The organism is Polyangiaceae bacterium, from assembly GCA_016715885.1.
GTDB lineage: Bacteria > Myxococcota_A > Polyangia > Polyangiales > Polyangiaceae > Polyangium.
Genome location: JADJXL010000025.1, coordinates 180,534 through 202,525 on the forward strand (window position 1 = coordinate 180,534; position 21,992 = coordinate 202,525).

The window sequence follows — 21,992 nt, forward strand, 5'->3', positions numbered from 1 at the left end:
AAAAAATGCGAACAGTCATCGTCAGTGATCTGCACTTGGGCAACGGTGGCCCATACGATGTTTTCGAGGGTGGGACGGCGCTACCGGAGCTGCTCGATCATTTGAGCTCCAAGCAATCGCTGCACGTGATCGTGAACGGCGACGCGGTCGACTTCTTGATGAACGACGATCCGCTGGAGCTCGACAAGGCGCGCGCGGTGCGGCAAGCCGAGGCGATAGCGTCGTATCCGGCGAGCGCGGCGGTGCTTCGAGCATTCGGCCGGGTGCTGGAACGCGACGGAGCGGTGACGATTCGCATGGGAAACCATGATGTGGAGTTATTCTTGCCCGAGGTGCAAGCGGTATTTCGCAAGGCGCTCGGGCAATCTGCCGACGTCTCCGCGCGTCTCGTATTTGCCAATGGTGACGAACCGGAAATCTTGAATGTGGGTGGAACGCGGGTGCTCGTGACGCATGGCGAGCAAAACGACGATTGGAATCGAGTCGAGTACGACAAACTGCGGGCGGGTGAATCGACGTACAAGTATGCGCCTGGTTCGGTATTGGTGAAAAAAATCCTCAATCCGGGCGTTTCCGAAGCAGGAATGCGTTTTTTGAGTTTGCTCAAGCCGGATTTCCAAGGCGCAGCCTTGACGGCGCTCGCGGTGGATCCTTCGGCCGCGAAGCTCGCGTGGCAACAAGCATCGCTCAGCATGCTGTGGCAATTGTATCGCCGCGCGGACATGCCATTTACGTTTGCCGAGGGAGTCGAGGCGGAGCCCGATTTTGGCCTCGACAAACGCCTCGAAGCGGCGGGGCTCGATCAAGCGGAGCTCGATGCGCTCGAAGGGCAGCTTGGTGAAGTCCACGCGTACCCATTGGACGACGGCACGCTTCGCAAGGCGATGATCAAATTGGGCAAGAGTGCGCTTTCGCATTATGCGCGGATGCAAAAGAAGCTCGCTGGAGACGAAGCCGACAACTATTTCCAGCTCGATCCGGCCGAAGACGAATGGAACGAAGCTCGGCGGCTTTCGGAGAAGTTTTCGTCCAACGCGATCATCATTGGGCATAGCCATGCGGCGCGATTCCGGCACGATTCGGGGATTTTGTACGCCAATAGCGGCACGTGGATCGGGCTCATGAAATTGCCGAGCCAGCAAGCAACCGATGATGAATGGGTCGCCTTCTTGGAAGAGCTTCGGGACAACAAGGGATTGGATCCGGCAAAGCAAAAATTAGCAAAGGTGATGAGTCGGTTTACCGCGGTATTGGTGGCGTCGCATGATCGGGGAGGTGCCACCATTTCGCTGGTCGAATGGAGCGATGGAGACTTGACGACATTGCGTTCGGGTTGGGTGCCAGCGCAACGAAAAGCGTAATCGCGGGAGGATAATCCGATGGATATCGATTTGCTCCTCGCGGACGGCAATGGCGAGCCGGTCCTTGCCAAAGGATTACCATATGGTGTCGCAGCCGTGTCGGCCAGGGCAGAAGAGCCCGAACCAGAACAATTCGGTCTGCTCGATTATCGCCAGGACGACAAGGATCCGAATGATCTCGTGCGTCAACGGTGGGGCGTCATCGTTCCGGCAGGTACGGACGGCAAGCGGCTCGCGGAAGCCATTGCACCACTTCGGGCAGCTCGGAAAGAGGAGCAAAATGGGAAGGAGCCCATCGTATTCGAGGCGCCTGCGGGAATGTCGGCAGAAGAGGCGGGCATATGGTGGGGGACAGTCTACAATTCGAAAGATATCGAGGCGGTTGATAGACCTCGGTATTTGCTCATTCTGGGCGACGCGGACCAGATTTCGTGGGAATCGCAGCAGCGGTGGGCGTCGAGCGCTTTCGTGGGGCGATTGGCATTTGCCAATGACGCCGGCTACGAATCATACGTGCACAAAATCCTGGCATGCGAACGTGCTGCGCGCGCGGGATTCAAGAAACCGCGAGCGGCTTTCCATACGGTAAAAGATGGGACGGCCGCGACTTCGACGGGGCATCGAGGCTTGATGTCGCCCACGATCGATGCGGCGCAGGTGGGATTGAAGAAGAACGACTTTCCGGCAAGCGCAATCGTCGATTTGAACGAAGAAGGCGTGGCGTCTCTCGACGACTTCATGCGGGCCGTGGCATTGCATGATCCGACGCTGCTTTTCTCCATCAGCCATGGACTGGGATCCACGGCGGAAACGCCCAAGGACGAGCAGCGGCGCATGCAAGGTGCAATGAGCTTTGGTCGAGGCGTGAAACTGACGGCGGAGGACGTTGCGAACAAGCCATTTTTGCCGGGTGGCGCATGGTTTTTCTTTGCATGCTTCAGCGCGGGAACGCCGTCGTACAGCGCATATCAGCATTGGCTCGCGAGCCTGAAAACGCGGGGATGAACATACCGCCAAGCCAAATCGACGGCGTGCTCGCCGCACTTGCTCGAGAATCATCGTTCGTGGCAGCCCTGCCTCAGGCGCTTTTGGCCAATCCCGATGGTCCTCTCGCGGTGATGGGGCACGTGGACTTGGCATGGACGTTCAGCTTCCAAGACCTTGGAAACATGAGGAGTTTCGCCGGCCCGATTCGAGAATGTATTTCGCGGTATCGTGGATCATTCGCGTATTGGTGGCAGCTTTTTCGATTTGCAACGCTACTTCATCGATGCGAATACCGATTTGACGGACATGCTCGACAAAGAAGAGCGTGCGCGCCGGCGCAACGAGCCGCTCGCCGATGAAAAGACGCGCCCATTGAAGAAAGGCGCATTGTGGATGCTGCGGCAAGATTTGACTGCATACGTGCTGCTCGGGGATCCGGCGGCACGCGTAACGGCGTCGGCGTCGCCCGAGGAAGTGCGAAAAGTGCCGTCGATCGTGACGAGCAGCGTGGATACGGCTCCGTCGGCCGATACGGCGATAACGACGAATGCAGCGGCCGATGGAGCCAAAACATTCGGCGACGGCGCGCAGAGTGCAACGAATACGCTCACCGCGATGGATCCGGCTCGCATTGAAGCGGCGGTGTTTGCTGCAGTTGGGGACGAAGCCATGGATGCGATTGCAACGCATTTCGGCGCGACGCGTGCGGAGCTCGACGCGTGGGTAAAAGCGTACAAAGAAGGCGGGCGCGCGGCGGCGCGGGGCAAACCAAGCGCGTGAGATTGTCCTCGCCTCACATCGCGCAGCACCGAACAACCCCGCCGCGCAGCCGTATCCCTCACCTTCCCATGGTATAACCCCGCCGTGCAATCCCACTATCGCGCCGCTGATGCCGCACAGTTCGTCGAAAAATACGCGCCTCGATGGGGCGAAGACCTCGCCATGCGCGTCTATACCTCGCGCCTCCTCGGACAATGCCCCGAGCTCGTCCTGCACGGCGGAGGCAACACGTCCGTCAAGACCGTCGTCACGGAGCTCGTTGGTGATGCAACGGAAGTCCTCCACGTGAAAGGCAGCGGCTGGGACCTCGGCAAGATCGAACCCGAAGGATTCCCCGCATGTCGCATCGCGCCGCTACGTCGCTTGTGCGAACTGCCAACGATGACGGACGAGCAGATGACGGCGCAGCTCCGCAGCCAAATGCTCGATCCAAACTCGCCAGCTCCTTCGATCGAAACGCTTTTGCACGCCTTCCTGCCGGCCAAGTTCGTCGATCACACCCACGCCGATGCAGTGCTCGCGGTGGTCGATCAACCCGATTCCGCAACGCTCGTGCGCGAAGTCTTCGGCGAACGCGCGCTGTTTGTCCCGTACGTCATGCCCGGCTTCGTGCTCGCGCGCAAAGTCGTGGACCTTTGGCGCGCTTACAAGCAACGAACGGGGCGCGAACCAAGCGCCATCATCCTCGACAAACACGGCATCTTCACGTGGGGCGAAACCGCGATGGACAGCTACGAACGCATGATCGCGTTCGTGACACGCGCCGAACGATGGCTCGTCGAAAGAGCCCCGGATTCGCGGCGCACCATCGCAAGTCCTTCGCCCGATGCATGCGAGCGTCTCGCACCCGTCCTTCGCGGAGCCCTGATGCGAGCTTCCGGTGAGCCTTGGATCGGCACGTTTCGCATGAGCCCTCAAACGCTGTCGTTCTGCGATCGCGACGACTTGGAGGTCATTTCGCAACGCGGGTGCGCGACGCCCGATCACGTTTTGCGGACGAAACCCAAGCCGCTCCTTTTGAACCTGCCGAACATCGACGACAAACCGGCAACCAAAGCTGCCATCGACGCCGGCATTGCCGCGTACGCGAATGAGTACCGCAGTTATTTCCAGCGGTGTTCCGCCGCGCGTCCGGGCGAACGCAAAGAGCTCGATCCGTGGCCTCGCGTGATTCTCATTTCTGGCCTAGGCGCATTTACCATTGGCAAAACGCGCAAAGATGCTGAAATCGCCGCAGACATCTATGAACACACGACGGTGGTGATCGAGCTGGCGACGGCGTTCAATGGTTATGAACCCGCAACCGAGCTCGACATATTCGACGTCGAGTATTGGAGCTTGGAGCAAGCGAAGCTCGGCAAGAAAGGCCCTGCAAAACAGCTCGAAAGTCGCGTGGCTTTCGTGACGGGCGGAGCGTCGGGCATTGGGCTTGCAGTCGCTCGCGCGCTGCTTGCTGCGGGCGCACACGTGACGCTGACGGACAAGAATGAGGATGCGATCGATCGCGTGGGAGAAAAGCTTTCCGAAACGTATGGCGACCGGGTCTTCGCTTTGCCTTGCGATGTGACGATTGCGGACGAAGTGCGCAGTGCGATTCGTAAAACCTCGCTTCGTTATGGAGGTCTCGACATCGTCATTTCGAATGCGGGCAGGCCCTTCGAAGGAGCGCTGCAAGACGAAAAGGGTGATGCTGCATTACGTTCGTCGCTCGAGGTCAATTTGCTGGGGCATCAAAACGTCGCTCGTTTTGCGTCGGAGCTTTTGATTCAGCAGGGATCGGGTGGCGTACTCCTTTTCAACGCGTCGAAGAGCGCATTCAATCAGGGGCCGAACTTCGGCCCGTATGCCATTCCGAAGGCGGCGCTCATTGCGCTCATGCGGCAATACGCGGTCGATCTTGCGCCGCATGGAATCCGATCGAATGCCGTCAATGCGGACAGAATTCGCACGGCGCTATTCGATGGCGGGATGCTGGAGACGCGAGCGCGGGCGCGAGGGGTTGGCGTGGACGAGTATTTCCGCGCCAATCTTTTGCGACGTGAAACGACTGCGAACGACGTGGCCCAGGCGTTCGTGTATCTCGCTACGGCCGAAGCTACGACGGGGTGCGTCATCACGGTCGATGGCGGAAACGCGTCGGCATTTCCACGGTGAAACGCAGATTGCTTGAACGGTGCGTCTCGGCCTGCGGTAACATGTCCGCGTGCGACCCCTACAAACCTATCTGATGCCTGCGCTATGCGCGCTGATGTTGTCCACGACTGGCTGTATCAAGAAGATGATTCTGGACGGCCAGATCGCCAGCACGCGCCAAGCTTCTGCCGCAATCGACACACTCCATGACTATGAAGTCGCCCGAGTCACGGCATTCAACGGCGTGTCTCAGTTCGAGGGCATGCATTACTTGGCCCCCGAAAACACCGACGCACTCTTCATGCTCGCGAAAGGCTGGACGGGAGCGACGTTTGGCTGGACCGAGGACGAAGCGGAGCAAGCCGAGGACGAAGAGGGGCTCGAAGGGCCGACGTATCTGCACCTCAAGCAGCGCGCAATCGCCGGATACGACCGCGGTGCGCGTTATGGAATCGAGCTGCTCGAGCATTATTACCCGGGCTCTGAAGCGGCGAAGAAAAACGACGAATCAATCCGCAAATACTTGGCGCAATTCACCGACCCGGAAGAGCACGCTCTGCCGCTTTTCTGGACCGGCTACGCGTGGATCAGCAAGACGAACATGGGCAAGGACGACCCGGCGCTCGTATCCGAGCTGTACATCGGTGTCGCCATGATGGAACGCGTCGTCGAGCTGGATGAAAAGGTCATGTACGGCAGCGCGCACACGATCCTCGGCGCATACCACGCTCGATCGGCAATGGCCGAGCTCGACGAATCCAAAAAACACTTCGACCGAGCGATAGAGATCAGCGATGGCAAACTGCTGCTCGCGAAGGTGCAATACGCGGCGAAATATCACTGCCTCAAGGGCAACAAGGACGAGTACGTCAAGCTGCTGACGGAGGTGATGGAGGCGGAGGATCCGCTTCCCGCACAGCGATTGCAGAACGTGATCGCCAAGCGCCGCGCACAGCGTTACCTCGGCAAGGCACGCATGAAGGAATGCGCGTTCGAGTGATTCGAAAGAGAGCGCAACACCGTCAGCGCCTCACCCCCTAGCCCCCTCTCCAACTCCGCTTCGCTCCGTGGAGAGGGGGAATTGACTTCGGTTTTTCCGGCTCCCCCTCTCCACGAAGCGGCGAAGCCGCGAAGTTGGAGAGGGGGTCGGGGGGTGAGGTGCGAGCAAACCCTGTCGTCAGGCCTCAACCACCGTCTTTGCCAGCGTTGAGCATTTCCTGCAGCAGGTCGTCCATGTCGTCGCCGCTCTTTGCGCCTTCGCCAGCGTCGGGAGCACCTGCATCGGCGGCATCGGATCCGCCCCCCATCATTTCCCTCATGAGAGCATCTTCGTCGAACGCGTCCGAGTCCGCCGTGCCCGCGTCTGCACCGGAATCCGATGCCGGGATGACGTCTCCCGTGGGTTTGTCCGCGGCTGGTTTGTCCTCGACCGTGGCAACGCCCTGCCCGTCTTTACCCCATCGTGCGATGTCCGCTTGCGAGCACGGCTTGAGGTTGTTCGTGTCCTCTTGCACGCATTCGAGCAGCCACGCTTCGCGTGGTGGCAAGCCATCTTTTTCCGCTCGAGCACGCGCGCGGGCGATGTCGGATCGGATCGTGAACTCGCTGATCGATGGGAACACGATGATGGCGACGAGACCTATCGCGAGCAGCGCGACGAAGGGCAGAACGACGCGATAAACGCCGACGATGGGTTTGGAGAACCGGAAGCTCGAGATGAACAGGTTCAAGCCGACGGGCGGCGTGACGTAGGCGATCTCGAGGTTCAACAGGAACATGACGGCGAGGTGGAACGGGTTGATCTGGAACGTTGCTGCGAGCGGAATGAGCAGAGGCAACGCGACCAAGAGCGCGCTGAACGCGTCCATCAACATGCCGAGGATGAACAAGAAGACGTTCAGCACGATGATGAACTGCCATGCAGCGTTCATCCCACGCTCGATGAACCACTGAAGGATCGCCTGCGGGATCTGATCCTGAATGATGTAGTTCGTCATGGCCGTCGCCATGGCGAGGATGAGGATGATCGCGCCGGACAGCGTCATCGCATCCTTGGCGACCTTGACGACTTTGCGGAAGTTCAGGTCCTTGTAGATGAAGACTTCGACGATGAGCGTATAGATCGCAGCCGCCGCCGCGCTCTCGTCGAGCTCCATGAGGCCGCTGCCGAGACCGATACCGACGAGCAGCGGCGTGAAGAGCTCCCACTTCACGCTCCACGTAGCAGCCGCAACTTCTTTGAGGTCAAACTTGGCGCGGGGGATGTCCGATCGCAGCCCGGTGTAGAACGCGTAGCCGCAGATGAGCGCCATCAGGAGCAGTCCCGGAGGGAGCGTCGCCTTGTAGGCGAACGTCACATCCACGCCGGCGATGAAGGCGTAGATCATGACGAGAGGGCTCGGGAAAAACAGAAGCCCCATCGCACCTGCGGTGGTGACGAGACCGAGGGTGAACTTGTCCGAATAACCCTGCTGTCGAAGCGCCGGATAGAGCAGGCCACCGATGGCAACGATCGTGACGCCGCTGCCACCGGTGAGCGTCGTGAAAAACGCGCTCGCGAAGACGCACACGATCGCAAGTCCGCCGGGGAGCCAACCAAGTACGGCCGTCGCAGCGCGCACGATGCGATCGGGCGTCTTCGATTCGGCCATCAAGTAGCCGACGAACGTGAAGAGCGGAATCGTGACGAGGATCGGCGAATTTTGAAATTTTTCTTCGAGAACGTTTGCCGCGATGAACCGTACGAAACGTTGTTCGGCTTGGTCGGTCCCGAGCCATGAGAGGATCGAGATGGCGCCCATGACCGCGAAGAGCGGCATGCCGACGAGCGCGAGGAATGCGAGAAGGACGCCGGGGATTTTCATCGAGCCGCCTCCGTCGCCGCGACTCGGTCGGCAGTTGGCTGCTCGTCTTCATCGGGTTCGTCGGCGTCGGGTTCGACCGATGCGTGTCCGGAAATCACGAGCAATGCGCGCAGAATCACGCGCAGACCGATCCACAGGAGGCCGAGTGGCCAGATGAGATTCAGGTCATGCACGAGCGCGTTTTTTGCGCCCTCACCCGGCAACGTGGCCATCGGCACGCGCGGCTCGTTTTCGAACGCTGCCGGGGCTTTCATGCTTTCGATTTCTTCGGGCGTGAAGTGTTCGGAATAACCTGATTCGGCGAGCCACGCGTTCCACTGTTTGCCGTTCATCCGCGTTGGTGCGTCCCAACGAACGCCGCTGAAAACGACGTCGGGCATCGTGCGGAGATCGAGGCCGATTTGTTTGTAAAAGACGAACCGATGCTGCGCCGACAAACGACGGATGCCCTCGATCTTCGCGGACATCGTGGTGTCCTTGTTTTGGCCGAAGCCTTCGATCGACGTGTAGTCGAGAAAGCCGTAGGCCGCGATGAAACACACGGCAGCCGTGGCCGCGGCTCCGACGACGTGGACGGGCATGCGCCACGACGGACGCATGAAGCGCAGAACGACATCGATGTTGATGTGCTTGGATCGCGCCGCAGCAAGCGATGCGCCAAGGAGCGCCACGAGGATGGTCAAACGAGTCGCAACGCCACGAAGCCCACCGACGAGCGTCAGCGACGACCCCTCTTGCAACCAGTTGAGAATCGCATCGAAACGAGCAATACCAACGGCCCGCCACATCGGTGCGACAGCAATGCCGATGGCGACGCCCAAGATGGTCAATCCCGCACTCTTCACTTCATCGAGCTTCAACACACGCGAAGCGGACACGCGCGCGATCGCCCCCAGAAGGCCGGCCCCGACAAACATGCGGAAGACAGTGCCCGCAGCGCTCCCCGACTCGACGGGCGACGCCATGCCACGCAGCGAAATCCAAAAAACAAGCCCCACGACGAGGCCGAGCAACGCCACGAAAAGCAAACGCGACTCGAACCAAGTCAGCGCTCGCTCCACGCGCACGAGGCCATTGGCCCATGCAGCGCCAGGCGGATGCACGACGGCACCCGGCGCCTTCTCGGCAGCTTGCGCCTCGCCAACGTCGGAACCTTCTGCTTCAGCCTCGTCTTCGGAAGGCCCCGCTTCGGAAGCTCCTTCGTCAGCCTCGGCTCCTGAAGATTCCTCGTCAGCGTTTGCTTCGGAAGGTGAATCGTTCCCCTTGGCGTCCTTCTCAGGCTCCCCTACGTCACCTTCGCCCGAAGCCCTCTGCTGCTCGACGGCACCATCACCGTCGTTTTTTTCCTCGTCCGCTGCCATGGGCACGACATTAGCGGTTTCATCGCGGTTGGGTAAACCGGCCAAACGCTTGGCCATCGTCTGGGACGGCCAATTTCGTCGTTCGTCGTTACGACGCGTCGCGACGAAGCCGAACGACGCAGGCCATGTGCGCCTAGTGTCCCAGTGTCGACCGAAACGTAGTATCAGGGAGGCTCGTGATGTCGGCGCATAAGCCCACTGCACATCCGTCCTCGGAAACGGGTCACCCAGCCACGTTGCTCGACGGCACGCCGTATCGTTTCATCGCGCCGCTCGGGCATGGAGCCATGGGCGATGTGGTCGAGGCTGAACACGTTGCCCTCGGCAAACGAGTGGTGGTCAAACTATTGCAAGAGCGCCACGCGAATCGGCCCGACTTCATCGACAGGATGCGCATCGAAGCGCAAGCACTGGCGAAGATCACGCACCCGAACTTGGTTCAAGTCACCGACTTCGGGCAGACGGCGCAGGGGCGAACGTTTCTCGTGATGGAACGGCTGCGCGGGCGCAATCTGCGCGAAGAGCTGGAGGAACGAAAGTTTCTTCCGGTGCTCGAAGCGATGAACATCGTGCGGCAGTCGCTGCAGGGGCTCGCGGCTGCTCACGACGCGGGCATCGTTCATCGCGACGTGAAGCTCGAAAATTTGTTTCTGTGCGAAGCGAGCTCGAATCGGCGCGCGGTCAAAGTGCTCGACTTCGGCGTGGCCAAAGTCATCGGCGTCGCGGGAGACAACACTCCCCTGCCCCTCGCGTTTCCGACCGCAGAAGGCGTCGCCATGGGCACGCCGCGGTACTTCTCGCCCGAACAAGCTCGCGGACGAGAAGTCGATTGGCGTACCGACGTCTACGCAGCGGGCATCGTGCTCTACACGCTCGTCACGGGACGTGGACCCTTTGATCACCACACGACGTTGCTCGAACTGACACGAGCGCACGCGTTCGAACAGCCCGAGCTTCCATCACGCATCGCGCCCCAACCCATCCCTCCAGAGCTCGATGCGGCGATCCTGAAAGCGCTTGCCAAAGAGCCGCTCGATCGCTTTCCGACGGCCCTGGCGTTTGCCGTCGAGCTCGAACGAGTCTCGGCCAAGCTGACTGCGGAGACCCGACAGCAGCAGCAACAAGCATCGGTTCCGCCGCCTTCGGAGGCCCCGCAGCTCGAGCCACCGACGCGACCGACAGCGCAACTTCCTGGCATTTCGGACGACGAGCTCGAAGCGACGCTGCAGAAGATTCCCGCACGAGCAGCGGCTGCCACGCACGTCGTGAGCCCGCCGAGCGAAGAACCTACGCTGATGAAGTTTCCTCAGGGGCCGTCGCCGATCGAGGAAGCTACGTTGCTCAAGTTTCCCAAAGGCGCGCTTGCTGCAGCAGCACGGCAGACGCCTGGATACGGTGAGGTAGCTGCGCCGACGCAGTCCGAACCGGAGCCACCGACGGTGCGCGTGGATGGAGACGCAGCCGTAGCAGCAGCGGTCGCGTCCGTTACCGCCATCGATGAAGAAAGCGGTGCGCCGACGCAACGCATCGCTGCACCAGTGCTCATGAAGTTGCGGCAGTCGACTGCCGAACCGGCGCAATCGCAACCAGCACCCACGACGAAACCGACGGCGCATGCGCCCGGGAAATCGCACGCTGAAATAGATGATTCGCGGCCAAAGGACTCGTCGTCGTTCGAGGACGTCGATGGCCCGGTGCCGACGGATCCATCGGCAGGACAAACCTCGGTCGATACGTTCGCGAAAACGCCGGCAGTAGCGGCCGTCGACAATTCCGAGCGCCCGACGGATCCGATATCGCTTCCGCTCGTTGCACCAGGGTCGCTCGTGAAGAGCGAGAGCGCTCCATCGGACGATTCGGCGGGATTGAGCGAAAGCGGCGAGCGGCCAGTGACGTTTGCTGGTCGCGCTGCGGAGCACGCATCGGGAGCAGCGACGCGCGGGGATCGCATTTCAGCGTTGCCTGGACGAAGGGCGGATCGAATTTCCGCGTTGCCTGGGCGCAGTGGCGAACGAGTGTCGGCGCTGCCTGGGCGCAAGGATCGCATTTCAGCGTTGCCTGGGCGGCCTATCGTTGCGACCGAACGGCCTGCGGATGACGGGCCTGCGGCGGAGCCGGTCGCGCCGAAAAAACGAAGTGCGCAGGCCCAAACGCCTGCACAGGTGCACATCCCGGGTCCAGCCAAAGAAAAGGACGACGCGGCGAGCACAGGGGTTCGTCCCATGAAGGCGCCCGTGCCGTGGCGCGTGCGGCGAACGGCACCAGGAGCCGCGCGCGCACCGACGGTGCAACCCGGCGGTCGGCCGCTCGACGCAAAGCCCGACAACACGCGGCTCTACTACATCATCATCGCGATGATCGCGGTGATCGCTGCGGGTACGTTTCTGCTCTTGAAGCTCGCGAAGTAAGCGCCGCGGGCAGGTCAAAAGGTGCCCGTCAGGAGCGCACCGTTTGGCCCGACGAACACCTGAAGGGCTGACGTGTCCTCGGGCTTTTTCGCTGCACGACCAGAGAGCACGAGGCCCGTTACGCCAAGACCAACTCCAACGACGCCCAAGGCAATCGCGACGTTGGACACGTTCGCGAGAGCGAAAGCCGAATCGTTCGTGGGCGTAGCTTTGTCGAGCGCATCTTGCGACGGGCACGTTCCGCCAGGACAAAGCGCTTCGACATCACCGGCGCGCGAGAGCGACAACGCGCCCGTCACGGCGCCGGCGATGAGTCCTGCGCCACCGAGACCAAAACCAATGAAGACGAGGGGCGAAGTGCGTCGCGTTGGTTTGTCCGAACCGGTGGGAGTCGCTACGCCGTCGAACGTGACCGTGAGCTTTTCCGATTCGGCGATCATGATGGTCTTGATCTCGGCCTCCGAACCTTGCTTCGCAACCGACACGAGGTGTTTGCCGGGATCGACGTCACGCGGCGCGAGTGCCTCGTCGTGAGGAATCAATCGGCCATCGATCTTGACCTCGAGCTGCGTCGTTTCCGGCACACCTTTCACGACGATCGTGAGCTGCGGAATTCTCACGCCGAGCTCGACGGCAAGTTGTTGCGCATCTGCACGTGCCTCTACGAACGGCTTTGGCTCGCGCGGCTTCGCGGGCAGGTTGACGATGGCGAGCGCAACCTTGCGCGCTTCGATGAGGCTGCCGAGTTTGGCCTCCGTGCGCGCGACTTCGATGCCCGTCGTTGGCACGTTCATGATGGTGTGCGCGGCGCGGTACGACCGGAGCGCGCCGCGAAAGTCGCCCTTCTCGGCTTGCGCGTCGCCTTCGTCCATGAGGTTGCGCGCCATTTCGATTTCCGCTTTCGACTGAGCGAAAGCCAAAGATGGCGATGCGATCGCCGCGGCAACGATGAAAAGGGCGCCAAGACAGATGCGGTTTGTCAATCGAAACACCACGTCAGAACCCTCGATCTCGCCGCGGCTTCACCGTGGGGTTCGGTTTGACGACGGCGGGAGCGGTATTTGGAGGAGGCGGCGCTGTAGTGGAAACAGCGACGACCGGAGTTGCCGAGGCAGTGGGCGCCGACGGCGGTGCTGGCTCCGCGGTTGCGACCGGAGGAGCGGGCGCTGACGCGGTTGGAGCGGGCGGCTGAGACGCCACCGCGATCGGCGTTGCAGTCGGAGCGTCGTCCATGACGAGCGCAACGAGCAAACCGACGACGAGCAACAAGAGAGACGATGCGCCCACGGCAATTGCGATCAGGGTTTTTCGCGACGAATCTCTTCGTTCGGCATGGGTAACCGAAGAGCCCGGAAATGTCTGCAAATGCGGACCTTGCTGCGCATCGTCCCATGATGGCCACGACGTGGCAGAGGCTTGCGGCGCAGACGAACCCGCGACGAGAGGCGGCGTTGGTGCTGGGAGATTCGCCGACGACACTCGATGAGCATTCTCGACGGGTACCGAGAGGTTTGTCTGGTTCGTACCCCACGGATTGGATGGTGCGACGGCCGGGGGCGGCGCGGAAAAACCCGCAGGCACTCCCGACGGCATGGGCCCACCCTGAAAGCTCGTGTCTGGCCGGTAAAACGCAGCCGTGGCATGACCGCCCGCTTCTGCGGCCGCAACGAACGCTTCGGCCATCTCCTTGGCCGATTGAAAGCGCTGCGCTGGTTCACGTGCGAGCGCGCGGGCAAACCACACGTCGAGCGTGGGCGGCAAATCCGGACGCCTTTGCGTCGCCGGTATGAACTCGGCACGCTCGATCGCGACGCACACGGCACCGAGCGTTTCACCCTGAAACGGAACACTGCCCGTCAGCGCGCGGTACATCACGACACCCACGGACCACAAGTCCGCGCGATGGTCCACTCGACGTGCACTCAAGATCTGCTCGGGGCTCATATAGTGCGGCGTCCCGACCATCGCCCCCGTGCCCGTCATGTCGTGCTCGGCGTCTTGCGCGGCATGTTTGGCGACGCCGAAGTCGAGCACTTTGATGAAGGGCTCGCCATCGTGCTCCATCAAGAAGATGTTGTCGGGCTTGATGTCGCGATGAACGATGCCCGCAGCGTGCGCTTTGGTGAGAGCTCGAGAAAGCTGCACGAGGATGTGCCCTGCTTCCGCAACGGAAATCGGCCCCGCGCGAGCGATGCGCGTACGCATGTCCTCGCCGTCGAGCAGCTCCATGACGATGAACGGCGTACCGTCGAAGACGCCGTGATCGAAAACCTGCACGACATGCGGGCTTTTGATCTGCGCGCTCGACATGGCTTCCCGCGCGAATCGCTCGACGTACTCGTGATCCTGCACGAGCCGCTCCGCCATGAACTTGACGGCGACCTGCATGCGTAGCGTTTGGTGCTCCGCGACCCACACGCTGCCCATGCCGCCACGTTTGAGCGGGCGGATGATGCGGATCTTGTTACCGACGACAACGCCGGCCTGCAGGTTCACGACCAGACGATATCACGCGGCCTTTTGAATCGGTTCTTTTGTGGGACGACCAGGCCTCAAGACTTGCGGTTCTGCGCCTCGTCGTCCGCATGGATCTCGCGCAAAAGCTCCTCGACACGATGCGCACTGTCCTGTCCCGCGTCGTAAATGAAGCGTAGTTCCGGTACGCGGCGTAGAGCCAAGGCACGGGCGACCTCTTTGCGAAGACGTCCACTCGCCGACTCGAATCCCTTGAGCAGCGCGCGCCTTGCAGCAGTTGGCAGCTCTCCTGCCTGTTCGTGTCGGACGTACACCTTCGCCGTCTGCAGATCGTCGGTCATCTCGACACGCGAAATGAAAACGCCTTGCAAACGCGGGTCCGCGAGCGAACGAAGCAACACGGCCAGCTCTTCTTGCACTCGCGCCGCCACTCGAGCCGATCGCATACCGCTCATGATTGCCCTCCGTCGTTGTCGTCGTCTTCGTCGCCCATACGGTCGAACATCTGCTCGATACCGCCCTGGACCCCGCGTCCGCCTTCACCGAAGCTGACGATCTCGGTAGCACGGTCGGTCAGCACCGCATCGGGCAGCGTCGACGCGATGCTCATGACGCTCGACATGAGCTGGTCGCAAACCGTGGAAGAGTTGGACACGACCGCGACGCCGAGGGTGGCGCGTCGTGGATCGTCGAGCACGCCGATTTCAGCGATCGAGACTTTGAGCCGGCTTTGGATGCGTTCTTTGAGGGACCGGACGACGCTGCGTTTGTCCTTTAGGGACCTCGCGCCCGGAACATCCAGACTGAATCTCAAGACTCCGACGAACATAAACGCCGACGGCGAGGCGACCGATGAGCATCGGTCGCCGACTCATGGGTTGGTTGCGTAGGGCAAACCAGCGTTGCTGGCCCGGTTTCAGTTGAGTTTCGTCTTGATCTCTTCGATCTCGAACGACTCGACGATGTCGTTTTCCTTGATGTCCTGGAAGTTCTCGAGCGAAATGCCGCACTCGAATCCTTCGGCGACTTCCTTTGCGTCGTCCTTGAAGCGTCGCAGACCGGAGAGTTTGCCCGTCCAAACGACGACGCTGTCGCGAATGAGGCGAGCTTCTGCGGTGCGCTTCAGCATGCCGCTGATGACCATGCATCCGGCCACCGTGCCGCTCTTGGCGATACGGAAGACCTGCCTGACCTCCGCACGACCAAGGAGCTTTTCGATCTTGGTTGCGGGCAAGAGGCCCTCCATCGCCGAGCGGATGTCGTCGATGGCGTTGTAGATGATGTTGTAGAGGCGAATTTCGATGTTTTCGGATTCGGCGTGCGCGGCTGCTTTGCCGGCAGGACGAACGTTGAAACCAACGATGATCGCCTTGGACGCGACGGCGAGATTGACGTCGCCTTCCGTGATGCCACCGACGCCCGCGTGAACGATGGTGACCTTGACCTTTTGGGTCGTGAGTTTCGACAGCGCATGCGTGATGGCTTCGACAGACCCCTGCACGTCACCCTTCACGATGAGCTTCAGCTCGAACTGATCGCTTTCCGCGAGTCGTTCCTTGAGCGCCTCGAGTGAAACTGCCGAGCTTTGCGGGATGAGGGACTTAGATGCCTTCTTCCTGCGGCCTTCGGCGATCTCTTCGGCGGTCTTCGCGTCCTTGACGGCATGCACGGGATCGCCAGCGCTTGGTACTTCGGCCAAGCCGAGCACTTCGACGGGGGTGGCGGGACCTGCTTGCCCGACGGAGCGACCAAGCTCATCGGTCATCGCACGGACCTTACCCCAAGCACCACCGGCGATGATGATGTCGCCCGTGCGGAGATGACCGTCCTGGATCATGACGCGAGCAACGGGGCCGCGACCGCGATCGAGGAGTGCTTCGATGACCGTGCCGCTCGCTCGGCGCTTCGGGTACGCCTTGAGCTCGAGGATTTCGGACTGGAGAATGATCGATTCGAGGAGCTGATCGATGTTCGTGCCTGCTTTGGCCGACACGTGAACGAACATCGTGTCACCGCCCCACTCTTCCGGTTGCAGCCCGAGGTTCGCGAGGTCGCGCTTGATTTTCTCGGGGTCCGCTCCGGGTTTGTCGATCTTGTTGACGGCCACGATGATCGGCACTTTCGCCGCTTGTGCGTGCGCAATGGCTTCGCGCGTCTGCGGCATGACGCCGTCATCGGCAGCGACGACGAGCACGACGATGTCGGTGAGCGATGCACCGCGAGCACGCATGGCCGTGAATGCCTCGTGACCAGGCGTATCGAGGAACGCGATGGTGCCGCGCGGCGTTTCGACGCGATACGCGCCGATGTGCTGCGTGATGCCACCCGCTTCGCCCTCTGCAACGCTCGCCTTGCGAATGCGGTCGAGCAGCGACGTCTTGCCATGGTCGACGTGGCCCATGACCGTGACGATCGGCGGACGTGTCACGAAGTCCATGTCGGTCGCAGCTTCGATGCGCGTCGCGTCTTCGAGCGTTTGCGTCTCGCTGACGGCCACGTCTTCGACGCTCCAACCAAACTCGCTCGCGATGATCTTCGCGGTGTCGGCATCGAGCGTCGAGTTGATGTTCACGCCCGTCATGCCCATGCTGAGCAGCTTCATCAGCACGTCGGTGGCCTTGACGCTCATCTTGGCGGCGAGCTGCTGCAAGGAGACCTGCTCCTCGATTTTGATAACCTTCTTGTGCGAGGCCATCTCTTGCGTGGAGACCTGTGCAGGACCGCGACGCTGCATCATCGGTGCCGAACCAGGGCGCTGGCGGAATCCACCGGGCCCCGATGCACCACCTCGCTGCTGTCCACCCGGACCTCGCTGCGCACCGCCTTGAGCGGGACGTGCGGTTTGTCCGAACCCGCCGGCTCCCGGACGCGCCTGCGCGGCTTGTGCGCGCGGGTCGTACGTCGTTCGGCGCGGTGCGCCCGTCCGCTGTTGTGCAGCGGGCATGGGTACGCCTGGGCGTCCTTGCCAAACATCGATGCCGGTCTTCGGCGCCGACGTGGATCGCGGTGGAATCGTCGACGGCGTATCCGACGGTTTGCGCGGAGGCGGGGCAGATGACGGTGACGAAGCCGCTTGCTGCGCAGGTCGAGCCGACGCGCCGCCGCCCGTCTGCTGGCGTGACGCAGGCGTGCCCGGCGCACCACCAGGTTTGCCCTGCGCCGCCGCAGCGGGGCGCCCGCCTTGTTGCTGACCTGGGCGCGCTGCTCCAGAAGCGCCTCCCTTGGACGCATCATGGCTTGCCGGTCGCGTGTGCACATCCGTGCGCTTTTGATGGTCGCCGCCCTGCTTCGCATGCGGCCCGCGCTGTTCCACGGGCTTCGACGGCGGCGGAGGCGGCTGGGCCAACCGCGGTGCCGGCACGGGCACCTCGGCCGGAGGCGGAGGCTCGGACGCAACGACCTTGGACGCTTCGACCGCAGCAGCCGGCTGAGCAGCGAGCGCCGGCGGCGATGGCTCGGCCGCGGCTGGCGGCGGAGGCGTTGGCGTAGCCGCAGCGGGAACCGGCGTCGGAGATGGCTTTGCCACAGGCTCCTCGGCAGGCGCAGCCGCCGCGGCTGGGGCCGAAGGAGCCGGCATCGGCGCAACCTCTTGCGGTTTGGGCGCCGAGACGATCGCCTCGGGCTCGCGCGCCGGCGGCGGAGCAGCAACCTCAGCCGCAGCAGGCTGCGAAGGTTGCTCGGGCACCTTGGGCTGAGCGGTCTCGACAATCGGCGCAGCTTGCGGCGGTGGAGCCGCTTCGCGCACTTGCTCGTGTACCGGCTCGACAGGCACCGCCGCGGGAGGCGTCGGCGCAGCTTGCGGCTTCGGTTGCTCCTGAGCAGCCGCCTCGGGCGGAGCAGCCACGACAACCGGCTTCGGAGGAGCGACAGGCGCGGAAACGACAGGAGCAGGCGCAGCAGCAGGCGAAGACGAACGTGCAGCAGGAACCGGAGCGGCAGTCGGCGAGGACGAGCGTGCAGCGGGAACCGGCGCAGCCGATACCGATGACGACCGAGCCGGCGGCACGGGCGCTCGCACAGGCTCAGCGCTCTCCGCGCGACCCACGGGTTGCTCTGCATCGGCGCCACGCGCACGACGCTTGACGACCGTTGGGCGAATCCTCTCTTCAACCACCTCGGGGCCCTTCTGTTGTCGCTCGAGGTGACGCTTGACGCGCTCGACGGCATCCGTTTCGACGGTGCTCATGTAATTCTTCACATCGCCGATACCCATGGACTGGAAGAGCGCAACCAGCGCCTTCTGATCCATGTTGAGCTGTTTAGCGACTTCGTACACCCGGACTTTGCTCATGCACCTCGCTCCAGTATCGACAATTCCGATTCATTCGCCGCATCGACGACGCCGTCGCCCACGTCAGCATCGCCTGCTTTCTGGCGGCGAATGTGCACGCCAGAAACCCGCTTCGTAGTTCCCGAAGACAAACTTGAAAGTGCTGCAGCCGCATGGGCTGCCGCGCGAAACGCCGCAGCGATTCGATCATCGAGCATCGCAACCACCCCGAGCCCCTCGATTCGTTTCGAGGAAGCCGCGGAAGAACACGATGCGGCGAGGATTTGCTTGCTGCCCCATGCAACCCCGCGCCCGTCGGCGACGGCGCGACGAACCGCAGACAATTCGGCCGCCGCTGCCGCATCCGTCGCCACGATGACGAGCGCCGCGTCACCGCGTTCGACCGCCCCCGTCACCGCATCCGCACCGAGCGCAACCTTGTGCGCGCGAGCCGCTGCGAGAAGGAGCCCGTGCGCTCGACGTTCGAGCGACCGGATGATCGCCCGTGCAAGCGACGCTGGTTCGAGCGGAACGAGACCAGATTTGGTAGACCCGGACAAACTAGCGTCTGCCTCGGACATGGCAGGTTCGTCTTGCCAAACCAGTGCGACCTTCGCTTTGGCCGCACGAGCAATGCCGCGAAGCGCGGCACGTTCCACGCATTGCGGCCTCGGATGAACGTGCACACCGCGTCCAAATCCACCCGAGCTCGCATCGACCGCCACCTCGCCACCAGGACCGAGAACGAGACGAACGAGCGTCACGGCTGCAGCGTCCGATCGCTGAAGCTCGACACGCTCGCCGCAGCCAACACACGTACGCACTCGGGACGTCGTCGGTTGACGAGCGCCCACCTGCGTCGCTTGTTCGTGCTGCATTTCTCGAGACCTCATATCCTGATGAAACATCCTCCGTTCAGCGTTTCACCGCGTGCGTTTTCACGCCCGCGGTGAAAAACCCCGCTCCCTCTTACGCCTGCTTTGCCGAAATCGCCACCGCAGCACGCCGAGCATCCGCCCGGCCTGCTTCGAGGACCTTCTGCTCACTGTCGACGAAGTCCCGCGCTCCCTGACGAATCGCGCGAGCCTTCTTGATGCCAAGCCCGCTGCGAATCGCAAGCCGATCCTCGTCTTCACGCAAAATGTCTTCCACCGTCTTGTATCCAGCCTCTTCGAGAAGGCCGACGGTTCGCTCTCCAACGCCCCGAATGAACATCAATCGCTCTCGATCACTGAGCGGCTCGGTGCGCGTGCTCGCCGCACGAATGCGCTCCTGACGCAACCGCTCCATCGTCGTGTCCGCCTGAGCCTTGATGCGTTCAGCCATGTCGGCACCACCAAGCCCTGGAATTGCCGCAAGCTCCTCGACAGATGCCTCGCTGACCTCTTCGAGTGCGCGGAATCCAAGACGATACATCGACTTGGCAATCGATTCCGATACGCCATCAATTTGATGCAGCGCGTGAATCGCCTCTTCCTCCATCTGCTTGAACTTGGACTCGCTGATGATGTCGAGCTTCCAGTTCGTGAGCTGAGCTGCGAGACGCACGTTCTGCCCCTTGCGACCAATCGCGAGCGACAACTTCTCGTCCGGAACGACGAGCTCCATCCGCCCATCGGCTTCATCAACGATGACCTTGTGCACCTCGGCCGGTTGAATGGCCGCGATGACGTACCGCGCCGGATCACGATCGAACGGCACGATGTCAATCTTCTCGCCACGAAGCTCCTGCACGACGGCCTGCACACGCGAACCTTTCATGCCTACGCATGCACCCACCGGATCGACATCCGCATCGCGCGACGTGACCGCGATCTTCGATCGCGCCCCCGGCTCGCGCGCAACGGAAACGATGCGCACGATGCCTTCATAAATCTCGGGTACTTCAGCCTCGAACAACTTCTCCACGAGACGTGGATCGGCACGCGAAAGAATGACCTGCGGCCCGCGAGCTTCGCGGTCGATGTCCTTGACGTAGGCAACGATGCGATCACCCGGCCGGTACGTCTCACGCGGCGTTTGCTCGCGGAACGGCAAAATCCCTTCGGTCTTGCCAATGTCGACGATGATGTTGTTGCCCTTCTCGAATCGTCGGACAATGCCGCGAATCAGCTCGCCCTTGCGATCCTTGTATTCGTTGAAGATGAGGTCGCGTTCGGCGTCTCGCACGCGCTGAAGCAACACTTGCTTGGCCGTCTGAGCCGCAATGCGACCAAACGTCGTGCGACCTTGCTTGAGCTTCAAAATGTCGCTGAACTCGCGGTCCTGCTCGCGTGCTTTGTCCGTGTCTTCAGGTCGCCAAAAGACCTGGAAACCAAGCTCCTCGCCAAGCGTCGCATCGAGCTTGTGCTTCTCGACATCGGCGAGAGAAATCTCGCGTTCGGGTTCCACGACCTCTTCGACGACCGTCATGTACTGGAACAGGTCGACTTGACCCGTTTCCTCGTTGAACCGCGCCTCGAGCTCCCGCGTCGGACCGAAAACGCTCTGGCCTGCCTTCAAAATTGCAGCCTCGATCGTCTCCACCAGGATTTTCCGATCGATGCCCTTTTCCTTGGCGACCTGGTCGAGGATTGTTCCGAGGCTCATGTCCCCGGCCGGCGACGCTCCCATCGTTGCCATGCTGCTCTAGTCTCCTGATCTCCGGCTAACGGTTCTGCCCTTTGGGCTTTGCACGCTGACTCTTACTCGCCACCGAGCCCTTGCTTTTCTTGGGCTTTGGCGCGAGCTCGAACACGAGGCGCGCCTCCACGACATCGTCGTAAGGCGCTTCAATCCGCTTGCCGTCCACGACGACGGCAACCTTGTCCTCCGGCGCTTCCACGAGCTCGCCACGCAACAGACGCTGACCGTCCGGAGCGGGCCGCGCGAGCTTGACGCGCGCCGACTTACCACGAAATCGCCGAAAATCCGCCGGCGAACAAAGCTTCCGATCAAGCCCAGGCGAGGACACCTCGAGGCTGTACGCATGAGCAACCACATCCACCTCGTCGAGCACCGACGAAATGTCTCGCGACACGTCGGCACAATCCTCGAGAGATACCCCTCCTGCCGGATCCGACGACATCGACGCGGCCGCCTCGTTGCTCTCGATGGTGAACCGCAGCGTCCACATGCCGTGATCGGTGCCCCATTCGAGGTCCACGAGCGACACGCCATGCGAAGCCAGCACCGGACCTACGGCCGTACGAATACGGTCGAGATCGATGACGGCCTTGCTGGATTGTTCGTTCGGAGCTTGCTGCATGCGTAAAAAACGACGACGAGACGTTGCTTGGAAGATCCACCACTCGCGCGAGTCACGTTGCGACCCGGATGGCTCGCGCGAAAAAAAAGAGCCGATTCCCAAAACG

General features: G+C 61.9%; 16 protein-coding genes. 6 read left to right on the plus strand and 10 right to left on the minus strand.

Going from position 1 to position 21,992, the window contains the following annotated elements; all coding sequences use genetic code 11:
- Nucleotides 1-5: 5 nt before the first annotated feature.
- From IPM54_35805 to IPM54_35825, 5 genes are all read left to right on the plus strand, one after another.
- The gene (locus tag IPM54_35805) at nt 6-1,361 is read left to right on the plus strand and encodes a metallophosphoesterase family protein (GenBank protein MBK9265134.1); all 1,356 of its coding nucleotides are present in this window, start codon (nt 6-8) and stop codon (nt 1,359-1,361) included.
- A gap of 18 nt (nt 1,362-1,379) precedes the next feature.
- Nucleotides 1,380-2,366: a hypothetical protein gene (locus IPM54_35810; protein MBK9265135.1), complete on the plus strand. Its 987-nt coding sequence runs from the start codon at nt 1,380-1,382 to the stop codon at nt 2,364-2,366.
- 210 nt (nt 2,367-2,576) lie between these two features.
- On the plus strand, nt 2,577-3,128 hold the full coding sequence (locus IPM54_35815) for a hypothetical protein (GenBank protein ID MBK9265136.1): 552 nt from the start codon (nt 2,577-2,579) through the stop codon (nt 3,126-3,128).
- An 84-nt stretch (nt 3,129-3,212) separates the two neighbouring features.
- Nucleotides 3,213-5,282, plus strand: coding sequence for a bifunctional aldolase/short-chain dehydrogenase (locus IPM54_35820; GenBank protein ID MBK9265137.1), 2,070 nt, complete (start codon nt 3,213-3,215; stop codon nt 5,280-5,282).
- Nucleotides 5,283-5,331: 49 nt separating this feature from the next.
- On the plus strand, nt 5,332-6,261 hold the full coding sequence (locus IPM54_35825) for a hypothetical protein (GenBank protein ID MBK9265138.1): 930 nt from the start codon (nt 5,332-5,334) through the stop codon (nt 6,259-6,261).
- A 184-nt stretch (nt 6,262-6,445) separates the two neighbouring features.
- On the opposite strand, the gene IPM54_35830 is transcribed toward IPM54_35825, so the two are convergent.
- Complete coding sequence (locus tag IPM54_35830) at nt 6,446-8,125, minus strand: TRAP transporter large permease (protein ID MBK9265139.1); 1,680 nt, start codon at nt 8,123-8,125, stop codon at nt 6,446-6,448.
- Nucleotides 8,122-9,486 carry a TRAP transporter small permease subunit gene (locus IPM54_35835; GenBank protein MBK9265140.1) on the minus strand — a complete coding sequence of 455 codons (1,365 nt, stop codon included), beginning with the start codon at nt 9,484-9,486 and terminating at the stop codon, nt 8,122-8,124. Before IPM54_35835 ends, IPM54_35830 begins: the two co-directional genes overlap by 4 nt.
- 179 nt (nt 9,487-9,665) lie before the next feature.
- Here IPM54_35835 and IPM54_35840 point away from each other — a divergent pair, with 179 nt between their 5' ends.
- A complete protein-coding gene (locus IPM54_35840; GenBank protein MBK9265141.1) occupies nt 9,666-11,894 on the plus strand; it encodes a protein kinase in 2,229 nt (742 codons plus the stop codon).
- Nucleotides 11,895-11,908: 14 nt separating this feature from the next.
- Here the strand turns inward: IPM54_35840 and IPM54_35845 are convergent, their stop codons facing one another.
- The 8 genes from IPM54_35845 to IPM54_35880 all read right to left on the minus strand — a co-directional run bounded on the left by IPM54_35845 (nt 11,909) and on the right by IPM54_35880 (nt 21,886).
- Nucleotides 11,909-12,889: a hypothetical protein gene (locus tag IPM54_35845; GenBank protein ID MBK9265142.1), complete on the minus strand. Its 981-nt coding sequence runs from the start codon at nt 12,887-12,889 to the stop codon at nt 11,909-11,911.
- Nucleotide 12,890: 1 nt separating this feature from the next.
- Nucleotides 12,891-14,390, minus strand: coding sequence for a serine/threonine protein kinase (locus tag IPM54_35850; protein ID MBK9265143.1), 1,500 nt, complete (start codon nt 14,388-14,390; stop codon nt 12,891-12,893).
- Nucleotides 14,391-14,446: 56 nt separating this feature from the next.
- The gene (gene rbfA, locus IPM54_35855; GenBank protein MBK9265144.1) at nt 14,447-14,824 is read right to left on the minus strand and encodes a 30S ribosome-binding factor RbfA; all 378 of its coding nucleotides are present in this window, start codon (nt 14,822-14,824) and stop codon (nt 14,447-14,449) included.
- Nucleotides 14,821-15,198 (minus strand): DUF503 domain-containing protein, encoded by a 378-nt coding sequence (locus IPM54_35860; protein MBK9265145.1) that lies wholly within the window; start codon nt 15,196-15,198, stop codon nt 14,821-14,823. The genes rbfA and IPM54_35860 overlap by 4 nt, the downstream gene beginning before the upstream one ends.
- A gap of 87 nt (nt 15,199-15,285) precedes the next feature.
- Nucleotides 15,286-18,660, minus strand: coding sequence for a translation initiation factor IF-2 (infB, locus tag IPM54_35865; protein ID MBK9265146.1), 3,375 nt, complete (start codon nt 18,658-18,660; stop codon nt 15,286-15,288).
- Nucleotides 18,657-19,517 (minus strand): DUF448 domain-containing protein, encoded by an 861-nt coding sequence (locus IPM54_35870; GenBank protein ID MBK9265147.1) that lies wholly within the window; start codon nt 19,515-19,517, stop codon nt 18,657-18,659. The genes infB and IPM54_35870 overlap by 4 nt, the downstream gene beginning before the upstream one ends.
- A 91-nt stretch (nt 19,518-19,608) precedes the next feature.
- Nucleotides 19,609-21,261 carry a transcription termination/antitermination protein NusA gene (gene nusA / locus IPM54_35875; protein ID MBK9265148.1) on the minus strand — a complete coding sequence of 551 codons (1,653 nt, stop codon included), beginning with the start codon at nt 21,259-21,261 and terminating at the stop codon, nt 19,609-19,611.
- Between the two features lie 25 nt (nt 21,262-21,286).
- Nucleotides 21,287-21,886, minus strand: coding sequence for a ribosome maturation factor RimP (locus IPM54_35880; protein MBK9265149.1), 600 nt, complete (start codon nt 21,884-21,886; stop codon nt 21,287-21,289).
- Nucleotides 21,887-21,992 lie beyond the last annotated feature (106 nt).

Bases quoted from the DNA above. Each gene is read 5' to 3' on its own strand.
- infB (MBK9265146.1), bottom strand. From the start codon at position 18,660: ATGAGCAAAGTCCGGGTGTACGAAGTCGCTAAACAGCTCAACATGGAT.
- rbfA (MBK9265144.1), bottom strand. From the start codon at position 14,824: ATGAGCGGTATGCGATCGGCTCGAGTGGCGGCGCGAGTGCAAGAAGAG.
- IPM54_35880 (MBK9265149.1), bottom strand. From the start codon at position 21,886: ATGCAGCAAGCTCCGAACGAACAATCCAGCAAGGCCGTCATCGATCTC.
- IPM54_35840 (MBK9265141.1), top strand. From the start codon at position 9,666: ATGTCGGCGCATAAGCCCACTGCACATCCGTCCTCGGAAACGGGTCAC.
- IPM54_35835 (MBK9265140.1), bottom strand. From the start codon at position 9,486: ATGGCAGCGGACGAGGAAAAAAACGACGGTGATGGTGCCGTCGAGCAG.
- nusA (MBK9265148.1), bottom strand. From the start codon at position 21,261: ATGGCAACGATGGGAGCGTCGCCGGCCGGGGACATGAGCCTCGGAACA.
- IPM54_35860 (MBK9265145.1), bottom strand. From the start codon at position 15,198: ATGTTCGTCGGAGTCTTGAGATTCAGTCTGGATGTTCCGGGCGCGAGG.
- IPM54_35870 (MBK9265147.1), bottom strand. From the start codon at position 19,517: ATGCAGCACGAACAAGCGACGCAGGTGGGCGCTCGTCAACCGACGACG.
- IPM54_35830 (MBK9265139.1), bottom strand. From the start codon at position 8,125: ATGAAAATCCCCGGCGTCCTTCTCGCATTCCTCGCGCTCGTCGGCATG.
- IPM54_35805 (MBK9265134.1), top strand. From the start codon at position 6: ATGCGAACAGTCATCGTCAGTGATCTGCACTTGGGCAACGGTGGCCCA.
- IPM54_35810 (MBK9265135.1), top strand. From the start codon at position 1,380: ATGGATATCGATTTGCTCCTCGCGGACGGCAATGGCGAGCCGGTCCTT.